We start from the raw sequence: 14,185 nt of genomic DNA on the forward strand, positions 1-14,185 counted from the left end.
TTTCTAGGTCAACCCACACTACCGCAACTATGGGAGAAAGAATAAAAACGATGAAGACGGGTTTTATCTCTCAAGCCTTGCGACTCTTGCTACCACGCCTTATAAGGCAAAAACTTGCCATTCATGGTAATTACAACCCTATCACCTTTTGGATCTGGCTGCTTCTCTACTTCCATACTAAAATCAATTGCACTCATAATGCCATCGCCAAATTTTTCCTGAATCACCTCTTTAAGCGTATCACCATACACACCCACAACTTCATATAAACGATAAATTAGTGGATCTTGAGGAATAGCAGGAGACCATGCCTTCGTCGGATACTCCATGAGCACAGACTTAGCTTCAGATGGCAACTCTAAAAGTTCACACAATTTTTCTGCTGCTTGTTCTGGCATACTATTCATGCCTAAACACGCTGATGTCACCCATACAGTACTCATCCCCAACGTCGAGGCAATCGACTCCCAAGTAAGTTGCTTGGCTTTTTTTGCTAATACAACGGCTTCTACGACTTGTGCTTTGTTCATATTGGCTATTCCTCAAAGTGCTTTCATTTTGATGTGATAGAAAACTTTTAGATTTTTCTTCATCAGAATAATTGCAAGAAACAAGCCAATCAGCCTATCTATTTACTCATTTAAGCCGCATCAATAACCCTTGCAAATTTGGCACAGCAATACCACTTTTATTAGCTCGTTGAACATAAGCGTCTAACAACAATAAGGTTTGTGAGCGTACTTTCATAAAGTGCGCTTGTAAGTAGGTTTCCATATCTAAGGGAGCAACATGACGTGCCAATTTTAGGATGACTGGTAACATCCACGGCTTTATTTGTCGCAACACCATACTGGCTTTACTACCATATTCTGCATGTAAGGCAGCAAATACCTCTTGCTGTGCGGCTATCATCGTTTTTAATAACGCTTTATTTGCTGATAATTGCTTAAATTGCCAATCACTTAATTCTAAAGCGGCCAAAAACACCATCAAAAAGCCTGTATTGTGGGCATTCGCAATCGCAAATTGTTTTTGCCACAAGGCACTAATTTTGGCTTTCTTTAACACGGCCAACAATGCCGACACCCCTTCAACCTCACCATCAACTGGCATAGGCATCACAGGGGGAATCCAAAAGGCAATACCTTCTCGCGCTGTTTGCTCGGTGGCTAAGGGGGTGTGATAACTAATCATGTTAATCATCCCTGCCGCAACTTGTTCTTTGCCAAAGGTCTGTTGCACACGACTCACATCATCAGGGTCAGGTTGCAAAACTACCATTAAAGCATCACCAATCGCGGCTTTCATTGGGGCTAAATCCATGACTGCCAAAGCGGTGCTGGATACACACAACCAAACTTGACTAAGCTTAATATTGGCCAAACTTTGCCATGAGGTGTGACAACTAAAATTATTAAAAATAATCGCTTGCTGACGCTGTTTGTCTTGGCGTAAGTTATACAAAAAAAAACCTTGTTGTGCTTCTTCTAGGTATTTTTCTTTTAGCAAAAAATGAATGTGATAACCAGCTTGTGCCAAATGATAGGCATACACCTGCCCAACCGCGCCAGCACCAATAATTAAAATATGTTCTTTCATTGTTATAATCAACTCAGCATTAGTTCGATATCCATCAAATTATTACATATTTCGATATATGTCAAACTAAAAACCAACAAAAGCTGATACATTGTCATATTTTTATGAGAGGATAAACCTAATGCCTACTATCTTTGAGAAAATCATTGCAGGCCAAGCGCCTTGCCACAAAATTGCAGAAACAAACCTAGCTTTAGCTTTTTTAGATATTCGCCCACTGAGCAAAGGCCATACTTTAGTTATTCCCAAACGTCATAGTCTTGATTTATTAGCCATTGAACAACACGATTTATTTGCAGTGATGGACTTGGCACAACAAGTTGCTAAACGCCAAATGACGGTTTTAGCAGCAGATGGTATCACCGTTTGGCAACACAATCGCAAAGCAGGTGGCCAAGATGTATTTCATTTTCACACCCATGTTATTCCTCGTTGGAATGGAAAAAAACTCAATCGTCCTGCTCCGCTTGCGACCCAACAAGAATTAGCCGCACTCGCCCAATTACTGCAATTTTAAGTATCAATTTACCAACACCGATAATGTTTCGATACTTATCAAAATATAATTGTGTTATACTGAGTACTTGTACTGACTCTATCGAGCAAAAAGATGAAAGACTTAAATGCAATGGCGCAAGCCTTTAAAGCCTTATCCCATCCTAATCGTTTGCAAATGTATTTGGAGTTATTAGAGTTACGTGAAAAAATTATCGCTTCAGGCGATTGCCAAAAAAAAGAGTGTAGTTTTGGCTTGTCTGAATTTATGCATAAACTGAATATTGGTGCGCCAACCGTTTCTCACCATATTAAAGAATTGGTCAATGCCAAATTAATTTGGGTCGAACGTCATGGCAAGTTTATGACCTGTCACTTAAACGAAGACATGCGTGTACGATTAGAGCAGTTTTTTAGTAGCAGTCGTCAGGCTTAAAAAATAAGTCCGTGGGGCAGTCTATATAGCCTCTGTCCCGTTAAGCTACTTATGCCCACCGCCACTACCACCATAAGAATAACTACCACTACTCCAACTACGGCTGGAGCTAGAGGAGCTATAGCTGCCTGTATTAGTCGATAAATTGATTGCTGTTGTAATAAACACAATCACCGTTGCCCATAACAGATACTGAATATTTGACATCGTTTATGTCCCTAACGCTAAAATCCATAGCACAATAGTTGCTATGCCTGTCAATACAAAACTGCCTGAACCTGCTGCTATTAATGGCATATTAATCAACCATAAAATGGCTATAAAAAAATAGCTTAATTGTTGCTTATCATATTTAAAGCCCATCTCACGCATCATATTGTCATGCTGATTTTGTCTATTAAACGCAGATGGATTGAATATCGTTTTATTAAACCACTTTTCGACCAAAGCTTTAGGCACTTTTTGCGCCAAGCTCCAAGTCACTTCTTGGGCGGTTTTTTCGGCACTGATTTTTTGCTCATTGGCTTGGTAGTCGGTAATCTCGGTGATATCACCTACTTTTACTCGCCAATTAAATGCCCCTGCGGCATAGCCAACTTTGGCACGATATGTCCACAGCTTTTTCCATGTTTTGCCCTGATAACGCAAATTATCGCTACTGTTATCAGGCATTTCGTTGAGCACTTTAACCTTTTCCCAACCCTCACTACTTTCGACTAACCACAAAAAGCCTTTATCTGCGTTGTATAACAGATACTCCGTCCACGGCATGGTTGAATAGTCATCCATTTCGGCGGCTTGCAACAACCCAATAATGGTATATTGCACGCCCTCTATGTTGCCCATATCACCTAACTTTAAATTCGTTTGTTTATAACTTTGCTGTTGGTGCTTTTCGACCACAATCGCTTTGCTTTCGGTTAATTCGACATTGGCACTACAAGCAGGACAAACGATATGTTTAAATTCTTGATTGGCATAAGGAATTTGCGTGCCACAGCTTGGGCAATCCAACGCCTGCATTTGGCCTTTAATGCGGCCTGCACTTTCATGAATCGCGTCTTGGTCACGCAATAATTGACATTGTAATTGATTTAATTCAACGGCTTTACCGACATAGCGTTGTGGTGGAAAACCATCAGAATAATCAAGGGTTAAAAAATTATCTTTAATTCTAAAATCGGCGGTTTGGGTTTTCCAACCTTTCCCGACTTTAAACGGTAATTCGCCTTGTCCACCTGTACAACGAGCAGTACGCACATCAGTGGCTGAATACAGGCGATATTTGCTTAATGGTCGTAAACTTTCAAATGCTGGTGCATCATTAGCCACACCATCGGCAAAGCTAAACACATACTGGCCAGAGGCTTCGGACAGCCAACCTTCTTTCCCATTATCAAAAAAAGTGTACCATTCGTTCCACAAACCATCGTCATATTTGAGCTGAATCCGTCCCAACACGGTAAAGGCTTGGTTTTGATAAAGTCCTGTTGTGCCAATTTGTAATGGGCTGTAGTCCTCTAAAATACTGGCCATTTTACCAATATCTTTGACACTATCTGCATCTTTTAAGACGGTAGTTTGGCAATACTCACATACCGCCATCACGGATGCGGGTGACTTAAACGGAACCTTTGCTCCACAACTGGGACAGGTGGCGGTAAACATGAAAGACCGATTTTCCTTAATTTAATGAATTTCCCTCCCTTAGTTTAAGAGGGGGTAATACGTGCAATTCCCCTTCGACTTCGCTCAGGGAACTTTTGGGTTAGCTGAGCGAATCGAAGCTCAAAAAACTTATCAAGAGGCGCTTAACAGTCAAAACTCATACTTTTAGAGCTACGCTCAATCATTTGCCAGCGATGTTGCGTCGGTTGAAGGCACTCAATTAAACACCTGACAGCATCTTGCGGTTGGGCTTGGCCACACATAAATACATCTAAAGCGGCATAGGCATATTCTGGCCACGTATGTATGGTGATATGCGACTCTTGCAACACCAACACACCCGTTACACCTTGCCCTTCACCAAAGTGATGCAAATGGGCAAAAACAATATGCGCCTGTGCCTGCTGTGCAGCTTGGCGCAATATCTGTTCCAGTTGCTCAGGGTTCGCCAACAAGTTGGGTGCTACCCCATCGCACTCTAGCAAATAATGTTGTCCGAGGGGTTTCATCCCAACAACTTCTTTAATACATCGGCTTTGGCCGTATCGTAGTCGGCTTGGCTGATTAAGCCTTTATCTAATAAACCTTTCAGTTTTTCTAATTTTGCTGTCGGGTCATCACTGGCTGGTGCAGCAGAGGCTGTTTGTTCACCCAATACTGATTGTGCCACTGCCGCAGGATTAAAGGCTTTATTCATTGCTCCTGCCATTGCTTGTCCCATTGCCATGCCAGCGGCCATACTCGCGCCTACACCAGCCATACCACCTTCATTTTGTGCCGCTAAGGGAATGGCCGTTGCAGTTTGATATTGGGTATATTGGTTTAGGTCGCCCATCATACCCATCGAAATACGGGTATCTAAGGCTTTTTGCAATTCTTCGGGTAAGGACACATTTTCAACCACAAAACTGTCTAACTCTAAGCCATAACTCACAAATAACGGTTTTAATACCTCTTTAATTTTGTCGGCCATTAAGCCTTGATTGGCGGCCATATCCAAAAATGGCACACCTGAACCAGCAATTGCCGTACTGATATTGGCGACAATCAAGTTACGCAATTGAGGTTCTAACTGCTCTACACTGTAACTATCGTTTGCACCTGTAATGGTGCTATAGAATTTTTTGGCGTCGACCAATTTATAAGCATACATACCAAAGGCGCGTAAACGCACCATCCCAAAATCGCTATCACGAATGGTAATAGGTTGTGGTGTGCCCCATTTGCGGCCTAACTGTAAACGGGTACTAAAAAAGAAAACATCGGACTTAAACGGTGAGGCAAAAAATTTATCCCAGTTTTTTAAGTTAGTTAACACGGGTAAGGTACGGGTTTCGAGTGTGTATAAACCCGTCGGGAATACGTCGGCAATGTGACCTTCGTTAACAAAGACGGCTGTTTGTGTATCACGCACCGTCAGTTGTGCGCCATATTGAATTTCGTTGTCGGTAAATGGAACGCGCCACATTAGCTGGCCATCGGGTTGATTGTCCCATTCAATGACATCCACAAATTGTTTAGCGACAAATGAAAATAAACCCATGTTAAATACTCCTGTTGTTTTGGGGATGCCAATGTGTTTAAGACAAACACGCCGCATTAATAATACCAAAAGTTAAAGATACCCCACCCAATAATGCCCCCATCGCCACATTATTGTTATCTAATTCGTTATGAATTTCGGGCATAATTCGCGACACCAAAGCATAGACCAACAATTGCACCGCCATTGCTGCACTTGCCCAGCCCGCAAACGCCACTAAATTATCGTTGTGCATAATACTTGAGGCTAAGGTTAAGGAAAAACCCAATAATGCGCCCACAAAACTACAAGCCGCTGCCGTTTGTCCTTCACGAATCATTTTTAATTCATCATACGGCGTAATTTTGGTGTAAATCAGCGAAAACACACCTATCATCGCTAAACTGGCTAATAAATAGAGAATATAGTTATAAATATAGGTTGATAACATGGTGTCGTTTCCTTGGCAAATTAAGTGATAGCTGACACAGCGCTTGGCTCATCTGCCTCTACTTTCAGACGTTTATGTCGGGACTATTGAGGTTTTTCGTATAAGCTGCGTTGTTGAAAGAAACTCAAATAAAGCACTCAACGTCACCTTAACGCAACCGCCAAACAGAAGGTGCATAATTGCGATGCAATGATTACGTGCTGATGTCAATTTAAGGTTATTATGCCGCACTTCTAACTTATCGCCTATAACAACTTTTATGCTCGACCGTACCCTTATTTTATCTGTTTTTGTCGTAGCTTCTTGTGGCTTAGCCTATGAGCTCATTACTGCGGCCTTAGCCAGTTATTTATTAGGCGATTCGATTTTACAATTCTCCACGATTATTGGTGCGTATTTATTTGCCATGGGCATTGGCTCACACCTCGCGCAATATGTGCCCGAAGATAAAGTATTAGACCGTTTTATTGAAATTGAACTATTAGTCGGTTTGATTGGGGGTTTATCGGCAACGGTTTTATTTGTAATTTTTGCATGGTTGTCGATGCCGTTTAGAACAGTGTTGTATGCCCTCGTATTAATTATTGGCATGTTGGTAGGTATGGAAATTCCCTTAGTCATGCGTGTACTTAATCAACATAAAGCTGAATTTAGCGCGTTAATCAGTCGGGTGTTAACCTTTGATTATTTGGGTGCCTTAGCGGTTTCGCTACTCTTTCCACTCATTTTAGCTCCTAAACTTGGCTTGGCGCGTAGTGCCTTATTATTTGGGATTAGCAATGCCGCCGTAGCCGCATGGACAATTTATAAATTTAAGCATCAATTACAGTCGATTGCTCGGCAACGAAATCGGGCAATTTTAAGTTTAGGTTTTTTGCTTTTAGCCTTTGTGGGCAGTGATAAGTTGGTCTCTTGGTCAGAGCAACAAATTTTTGCTGACCCGATTATTCATGCCCAAAGCACACCGTACCAACGTTTAATTGTTACCCGTTGGCAAGATGACTTGCGCTTATATATTAATGGCAATTTGCAATTTTCGAGTCGAGATGAATACCGCTACCACGAAGCCTTAGTGCATCCTGCCTTAGCGACACGACCACAAGCAAAAACAGTATTAGTGCTAGGTGGCGGTGATGGTTTGGCTGTACGTGAGATTTTGCGTTATCCACACATTGAACACGTCACCTTAGTCGATTTAGACCCTGCGATGACCAGTTTATTTAGCACCAATGCCGAACTCACTCAACTTAATCAAAGTGCCCTGCTCAATAAAAAAGTCACTGTGATAAATGCCGATGCAGGTCATTGGTTAGAACAACAGCAGCAACCATTTGATGTGATTATTGCCGACCTGCCAGACCCTTCTAACTTTGGTTTAGGCAAATTATATTCCGTGCCGATGTATAGACTAGTTAAACAACATCTAAAACCTAGTGGACTGTTTGTGGTGCAATCCACCTCACCGTTTTTTGCCCGCCAATCGTTTTGGTGTATTGATGCCACCTTAAAAGAAGCAGGATTTTTTACTTATCCCTATCATGTTTTAGTGCCCTCGTTTGGTGAATGGGGTTATGTGTTGGCTGACTTAACAGGCAATTATCAACCGCCACAACAGTACAGCCTGCCAATGAAGTTTTTAGATGCTGCCAGTACCGCGCTAATGTTTCAATTTCCACCCGATATGCAGCCAGTTGAGGTAGAAGCTAATAGACTCAATAATCAAATGCTGGTGCATTATTTTGAGCAAGATTGGTCACGAGTGATTCGATGAAACGGCGGCAATTTATTACAGGCACAGCCGCCAGTTTATTAACCGCCTGCCAAGATTACTCTTCATGGTTTGATCTACCTCCGTGGTTGCCGATTACGGTTTTAAAACCTGCCATGCAGCAAGGCCATTATTTACGTCACCTTAAACAATTACCTGTTGCTCAAGGTGAACGCCGTATTGGCACGTTGATTATTGGTAGTGGCATAGCTGGCTTAACGGCGGCATGGCGCTTACAACAGCAAGGCTATCAGGATTTCTTATTGCTGATGGGTGGCGAACGTTTTGGCAATGCCAATGCAGGACAATGGCAAGATGTGGCTTATCCGCGTGGTGGCCATTATTTACCTTTGCCCACTCTCGAATCAACGCATATTCGGGAAATGTTGGCTGCGTGGAAAATTATTGAAAAAGACCCATTTAGCCTTAAACCTACTTATGATGAGCTATCCTTAGTCCATGCACCTGATGAGCGAATTTTAATAAACCAACAATGGCATGAGGGTTTATTAGCACACCCCGACAAAAACAGCCAAAGCCAACAACAACGCTTTTTTCAGCTCATGAATGACTATCAACAGCAACGTGGTAATGATGGCAAGCCAGTTTTTACCATTCCACTTGCCAGTTGCTCGATGGATGATACATGGCGAGCTTTAGATAAATTAACTTTTGCTCAATGGCTAAAACAACAAGGTTTTAACGATGCTGCCTTAGGTTGGTATGTAGATTATGCTTGTAAAGATGATTATGGCTTAGATAGCCAACAGATTTCGGCATGGGCAGGCATTCATTATTTTGCTAGTCGTCATGGCTTAGCGGCTAATGCTAGCGATAACACCGTATTAACGTGGCCTGAAGGTTTACAGCATCTTGCCGCAAAAATGCTACCGCGTCAGCAGCAGCTAGTTAATGGTTTTGCGCTCAATATTCAAGAACAAAAAGATGGCGTAAATGTGTTGTATTTAGATACGACATCAAACAAAGTTTTTAACATCAAGGCGCAACAAGTTATTTGTGCCACGCCTTTACACGTCACCAAACATTTATTACCACAACTCAAAGGTGATGGCATAAACTGGCAACACGATATGCCTGTTCATGCACCGTGGTTAGTCAGTAACTTTTATGTAGATAAATTTCCGCAAGAGCTAAAAGGTAATGATTTGGCTTGGGATAATGTGGTTTATGGCAGTCCACATTTGGGTTATGTGGTCGCCACCCATCAATGGTTACGGGCAGCTAAACCGCAATACACCGTGTTTACCGCTTATCATGCTTTTAATTCGGCTAGCACCGCCACCCGTCAATGGCTAAGCACTGCAACTACGAGCGAGCTGTTAGACCTCGGCATTGCCGACTTAAAAACCGCTTACGGGACACAGTTATGGATAAGTGTTAAAGGGGTAGAATTATGTGTACGCGGTCATGCAATGGCTGCGCCTACTGTTGGCTTCTTAAATAATAAAAGCCGTCACTATTTACAACAGGCCGATGGACGTATTTTGTTTGCCCATAGTGACTTATCGGGCTATTCGATTTTTGAGGAAGCCGCTTGGTGGGGTTGGCAAGCGGCGAATAAGGTTGTGTCTTAAGCCAATGCAGGTTTAGAGCCACCAAACCCTTTGGCGCGTATCTTGGCTAAATAATCCGCTATTTTCGAGCTAACGGCCTTTTCTTGTACATCACTCGACTGTTCTACCTTAATCACTTCTTTCAAGACTGGCAGGTCTTGTAATTGTTTATAACGTGACAAGGTGGATTCTAAACTTTTTGCCAATAAGCCTTTGCGTAAAGGTTTAGGCAAATAACGGTAGACTTGCGCCTGATTAATTAACTGCGCGACCCGTTGTGTATCTTTGAAACTGGTATTAATGATGGTTAATAACGCGGGATATTCTTGCTTTAGGGTTTTAATCATCACCGAGGCATCACCATCTGCAACCTGCAATTCTGTCACCAAGACTGCGACAGATTGCGAAGCTAATACGGTTAACGCACTGGCGATGGTGGTACGCCATAACACGTGATGCTGGTCACCCAAAATATCCCGAACCGTTTCATACACCGATACGTCTTCATCCAATACCAAACAGTTAATTCCTTTGGCGGGCGTTGGTAAGGGAAAACTGGGGATATTCACTTGCTCTAATTTGAGAGCGATGGCTACCGCATCGGCAATGGTATCGCGTAGCTCCTTAGGCCCCCACGGTTTATTGATATACCTAAAAATTTCACCTTCATTCACCGAGTCTACGGCTGCATCAACATCGGCATAACCTGTTAATAAAATACGAATGGTATTGGGATGTCGCTCACGCGCATGTCGTAGTAACTCTGTGCCTACCATCGTGGGCATACGTTGGTCTGAGATTAAGACATGAATTTTCTCTTTTTGCATAATCTTGAGGGCTTCATAACCATCTGTGGTCGCAAACACCTGATACTGCATTCTTAATAACATCGTTAAGGTACGCAAAATACGTTCTTCGTCATCCACTAATAAAATACGCGGTTTAATAGCAATCGTCATAATTTACATCCTAAGCAGCAGCCGATAAATTCAAGGTACGAGGAAAGGCAATCACAAAACGTGTGCCTTTGCCTAACTCGGAGGCGACACGAATAGAGCCTTGATGCTGCTGAATAATTTTGTACGAAATAGATAAGCCTAAGCCTGTGCCTTGGCCAACAGGCTTGGTGGTAAAGAAAGGGTCAAAAATTTTAGCGAGATGTTCAGCCGCAATGCCACAGCCTGTGTCTTGTACAGAGACATAGACAAAGTCCTTATCTGACCATGATTTAATTAACAAATAGCCCTGCTCTTTGATGGCTTGTGCGGCATTGGTAAATAAGTTAAGTAATACTTGATTGATTTGCGAAGCGGCACAACGAATAGGGGGAACATCTTCAAGGCGTTTTAAGACAGTGACTTTGTATTTGAGGGTATTACGTGCAATCAATAAAGCGTTTTCTATACATTCATTTAAGGAAACATTGTCTAATATGGCTTGGTCTAAACGGCTGAAGTTTTTTAAGCCAGTCACCAGTTCACTGATTTGCTCGACACCATAAAACGTATCGGCAAATAAACCTTCTAGGTCAGCAAACCATTGTTGACTGTCAAAACCCGCTTTTGCATCGTCCAGATTTGCTAAACTTTCAGCAATGTCTACATCGCGACTATTAGGGTCAATCAGCGTATGTGCCAAGTGCTCGTGCGCTTGTAGCACATAATGAAACTGAGCAAAAAACTCACGTGCCATCTCAATGTTATTATTCACATAACCTAAAGGGGTATTAATTTCGTGCGCTACACCAGCAACCATTTGGCCTAAGGCTGCCATTTTTTCAGACTGTACCAATTGCGCTTGTGACGAGGATAACTGGCGATAGGCGATGTTGAGTTCAGCAGCGCTTTGACTAATTTGTTTTTCCATCGCCGATAATAAATGCAATACCGCTCCCATTCCCAAATAACGCCCCTGCTCGGTAATAACAAAATCTTCACTGAGTGGAAATCGCATTTTTTTACTGATATATGCGGCTGCTTCGGCCAAGCTATCCGTGACTTCTACAGACAACACATCTTGGCGCATAAAGTCTTTAACTGGCCGATTACCAAACAACTCTCGGCCAAATTTTTTGAGAAAGATATCATTTAATTGGTGACGGCTAATCATACCAACAGGTTGCTGTTTGGCATTGACCACAGCCACAGATAAACATTGTTGATACGCCTGTGATAAAAAAGCGTCAGCAACGGTATTGATGGTGTCCTGCTCATCAAAAGCTAAAATATCCGTCGCAAAGGTGCGTAATATGGACATAGTCACTCCTACGTAGTACCACAAGTACTTCCTGTACAGTGTTCATGTCTAGCAGATAAAAGGATTGATTGAATGGCGATTGGGCTTAGGCGCACAGTAGAAGGGTTTTATGACAAGCACGTGTCACTTTGTTGACGTTTTGAAGATAGAAAAGTGCCTTGCAGACGCTATCACAAAGAGGAATGACAACGAGGACTGCACGGTGAATAAACGGGGTTTGAGGAGAGCTATTATGGCTCGAAGATAACACTCGCCCTCTGAGGGTCTGACCTTGGTTATGGCTAAGGTCAGCCGTTTTTAGATTTTTTTATACATATACACCGTGTCTTCACCATAGGCTAAACACGCCGCCTTGAGCTGTTGATTCAGTAGATTATCGACAACAAAACCATAGCGTTGCCAATAACGTAGCGCGCCTTGTACAGCCACTAAAGCCAGTGCTGCGTAAGCCTGTTGCTGGGCATAGGCCAGCAAATAGTGGGTCAACTGTTGAGCAAGCCCTAGTCCCTGATAGGCAGGGTCTACCGCAAGGTCATGGATATACAGTGTGTTTGTGTTGGCTGTGATAGGGGGATTGATGCGATTCAATATAGGAATATCTGCCCATAACCACGGATGACTCAACACATAGGCAACGACCTGTAGTCCATCTTTAGCCACCAAACTAGTCTCAGGTGACAGTTGCCGTTTATGTGCAAAAATGGTCGTTTCTTCCCACAGTGCTTGCGGATAGGCGTGTTGTTGTACCGTTTGGACGGCAGCTAAATCTTCAACTTGCATCAGTTGGATGGTCAACATACGCTAAAATCACCTACTGTGCTAATAACCACCATGTGGCCATTTCGCCTTTGCCTTTAACATCAATCACACCACGATACTCGGTCTTAAAATCTTCGGCTAAACGAATACGAGTTTCTTGACTGATTTGAATACGTCCCGCTTGCCCGTGTGACTCCATTCGACTGGCAGTATTCACGGTGTCCCCCCAAATATCATAACTAAAACGCATCGCGCCAATCACCCCTGCAATGACTGAACCTGTATGCACACCAATACGTACGTCCAAGTCAATACCTGTTTCTTGGCGAATTAACTTAATTTCGTCTAATAACGCTAAGGCTAAACGTGCAATGATATGAGTATGGTCGTGACGTGGGTCGGGTGCACCTGATACCACCATATAGGCATCGCCAATCGTTTTGATTTTTTCTGCGCCTAATCTAGCCACAATCGCATCAAAACGGGAGAAGATTTTTTCTAATAACGAGACGACGACTTCGGGGTCTTGTTTGGATGCCCACGGCGTAAAACCCGCAATATCGGCAAATAACACACTGACTTCGGGATGACGGTCAGCAATCATGCGGTCATTTTGGCGTAATTCGTTGGCGATTTTGGGCGGTAATACGGCATGTAACAAGCGGTCTGAGCGTTCACGTTCTTGCACTAAATACTGTTCGGCCTTGAGTACCTCGCGGTCAAATACGTTCAAAATCAGCAGTACAGATAAGGTCGCCAATACCATATTCACCGTACGCATTAATGAAATCAGCATGGGCTGTACAGCACTTAAATCAACATAGGCTTGTGTAAATACACAAGCACCTAATATCAAACATAAAATCGGAAAACCCATAAAAAATAGACGGGACTTTTTTTCGGGTGGGTCAAAAATCACACTGGCTAAGACGGTATTCGTTACCCCAAAAATACTCACCCCCAACGCCGAGCCTGTTAAAAAAATCAATACCGCCAAATGGGTGTTGACCGTCACCATTAACCATAAACGTGCCAAACGTTCCGCGTGTAAAGAAGCAGCCCACATCCCCATGCCATAACAAGCCATAGTGACGGCATTGAGTAAAATGACAGACAAGCCTTGGGTGAAGCCCAGAAAAAAGGAAAGCAAAAAATAGAATGTCGTTAAGGCAAAGGCTGCTCCTAAGCTATAACGGGTGATGCGTGTACGACGGGTATGGTCTGCTTGCGTCGGTAATGGCGGAGGACTCAGTAAATCTAACCAAAACTGTTTATCTGGTCGACGGATATACTGACGCATTTGGCAATCTTTTTCGTCGTGTTGGCTAAGTTCAGACATCATGAATCCCGCATATTATTGGGTAAACACAAGGTTTACCCTACATGTTGACGCGATTAAGTATCTAAAATCGTGAGTGCCGCTTGTGCATGCTCCGCCGCTTCAATCCCCAGTTGAGTCAAATAACCGCCATCTACATGACTGGTTAAACCTTTTTGATACAAGCGTTGTGCCGCCGCAATGATGACAGGCTCAGCGGTATGATGAATTTTTAGACCTGCTTGATGATTACCCAAATCAAACATAGATAACACGGTTAATTCTTCAATTAAATCAATAGAATACTGCATAATAAGCCCCATTTTTTGTCATAATTTA

General features: G+C 42.8%; 16 protein-coding genes. 4 read left to right on the forward strand and 12 right to left on the reverse strand.

The annotated features are described in order from the left end of the window. Window positions 1-89: 89 nt before the first annotated feature. Window positions 90-530 (reverse strand): cyanase, encoded by a 441-nt coding sequence (gene cynS, locus C8N29_RS06145; protein ID WP_107865162.1) that lies wholly within the window; start codon window positions 528-530, stop codon window positions 90-92. A 106-nt stretch (window positions 531-636) separates the two neighbouring features. Continuing rightward, window positions 637-1,599 (reverse strand): ketopantoate reductase family protein, encoded by a 963-nt coding sequence (locus C8N29_RS06150; RefSeq protein WP_107865163.1) that lies wholly within the window; start codon window positions 1,597-1,599, stop codon window positions 637-639. Between the two features lie 121 nt (window positions 1,600-1,720). Between C8N29_RS06150 and C8N29_RS06155 the strand changes: the two genes are divergently transcribed. Further along, the gene (locus C8N29_RS06155; RefSeq protein ID WP_107865164.1) at window positions 1,721-2,116 is read left to right on the forward strand and encodes an HIT family protein; all 396 of its coding nucleotides are present in this window, start codon (window positions 1,721-1,723) and stop codon (window positions 2,114-2,116) included. Between the two features lie 93 nt (window positions 2,117-2,209). Continuing rightward, window positions 2,210-2,530, forward strand: a complete 321-nt coding sequence (locus C8N29_RS06160; protein WP_204509285.1) for an ArsR/SmtB family transcription factor — start codon at window positions 2,210-2,212, stop codon at window positions 2,528-2,530. Window positions 2,531-2,575: 45 nt separating this feature from the next. Here the strand turns inward: C8N29_RS06160 and C8N29_RS16740 are convergent, their stop codons facing one another. From C8N29_RS16740 to C8N29_RS06180, 5 genes are all read right to left on the reverse strand, one after another. After that, window positions 2,576-2,737, reverse strand: coding sequence for a hypothetical protein (locus C8N29_RS16740; RefSeq protein WP_170106908.1), 162 nt, complete (start codon window positions 2,735-2,737; stop codon window positions 2,576-2,578). 3 nt (window positions 2,738-2,740) lie between these two features. Then, window positions 2,741-4,198, reverse strand: a complete 1,458-nt coding sequence (locus C8N29_RS06165; RefSeq protein ID WP_107865165.1) for a DUF4178 domain-containing protein — start codon at window positions 4,196-4,198, stop codon at window positions 2,741-2,743. 143 nt (window positions 4,199-4,341) lie between these two features. Further along, on the reverse strand, window positions 4,342-4,707 hold the full coding sequence (speD, locus tag C8N29_RS06170; protein ID WP_107865166.1) for an adenosylmethionine decarboxylase: 366 nt from the start codon (window positions 4,705-4,707) through the stop codon (window positions 4,342-4,344). Beyond that, window positions 4,704-5,741 (reverse strand): SPFH domain-containing protein, encoded by a 1,038-nt coding sequence (locus tag C8N29_RS06175; RefSeq protein ID WP_107865167.1) that lies wholly within the window; start codon window positions 5,739-5,741, stop codon window positions 4,704-4,706. The genes speD and C8N29_RS06175 overlap by 4 nt, the downstream gene beginning before the upstream one ends. Before the next feature lie 37 nt (window positions 5,742-5,778). Then, on the reverse strand, window positions 5,779-6,171 hold the full coding sequence (locus C8N29_RS06180) for a DUF350 domain-containing protein (RefSeq protein WP_107865168.1): 393 nt from the start codon (window positions 6,169-6,171) through the stop codon (window positions 5,779-5,781). A gap of 259 nt (window positions 6,172-6,430) precedes the next feature. On the opposite strand from C8N29_RS06180, the gene C8N29_RS06185 reads away from it, so the two are divergent. Further along, a complete protein-coding gene (locus C8N29_RS06185; protein WP_107865169.1) occupies window positions 6,431-7,942 on the forward strand; it encodes a polyamine aminopropyltransferase in 1,512 nt (503 codons plus the stop codon). Then, entirely contained in the window at window positions 7,939-9,534 is a 1,596-nt protein-coding gene (locus tag C8N29_RS06190) for an NAD(P)-binding protein (protein ID WP_107865170.1), read from the forward strand. Before C8N29_RS06185 ends, C8N29_RS06190 begins: the two co-directional genes overlap by 4 nt. Here the strand turns inward: C8N29_RS06190 and C8N29_RS06195 are convergent. The 5 genes from C8N29_RS06195 to C8N29_RS06215 form a co-directional block, all read right to left on the reverse strand. Then, window positions 9,531-10,472, reverse strand: a complete 942-nt coding sequence (locus C8N29_RS06195) for a response regulator (protein WP_107865171.1) — start codon at window positions 10,470-10,472, stop codon at window positions 9,531-9,533. The genes C8N29_RS06190 and C8N29_RS06195 overlap by 4 nt on opposite strands. Before the next feature lie 10 nt (window positions 10,473-10,482). Further along, a complete protein-coding gene (locus C8N29_RS06200) occupies window positions 10,483-11,769 on the reverse strand; it encodes an ATP-binding protein (protein ID WP_107865172.1) in 1,287 nt (428 codons plus the stop codon). 297 nt (window positions 11,770-12,066) lie between these two features. Beyond that, window positions 12,067-12,567: a GNAT family N-acetyltransferase gene (locus C8N29_RS06205; RefSeq protein ID WP_107865173.1), complete on the reverse strand. Its 501-nt coding sequence runs from the start codon at window positions 12,565-12,567 to the stop codon at window positions 12,067-12,069. Between the two features lie 13 nt (window positions 12,568-12,580). After that, entirely contained in the window at window positions 12,581-13,870 is a 1,290-nt protein-coding gene (locus tag C8N29_RS06210) for an adenylate cyclase (RefSeq protein WP_107865174.1), read from the reverse strand. A 53-nt stretch (window positions 13,871-13,923) separates the two neighbouring features. Then, the gene (locus C8N29_RS06215; protein ID WP_107865175.1) at window positions 13,924-14,157 is read right to left on the reverse strand and encodes a TIGR02647 family protein; all 234 of its coding nucleotides are present in this window, start codon (window positions 14,155-14,157) and stop codon (window positions 13,924-13,926) included. Window positions 14,158-14,185 lie beyond the last annotated feature (28 nt).

It is taken from the genome of Agitococcus lubricus (assembly GCF_003051055.1).
Lineage (GTDB): Bacteria > Pseudomonadota > Gammaproteobacteria > Pseudomonadales > Moraxellaceae > Agitococcus > Agitococcus lubricus.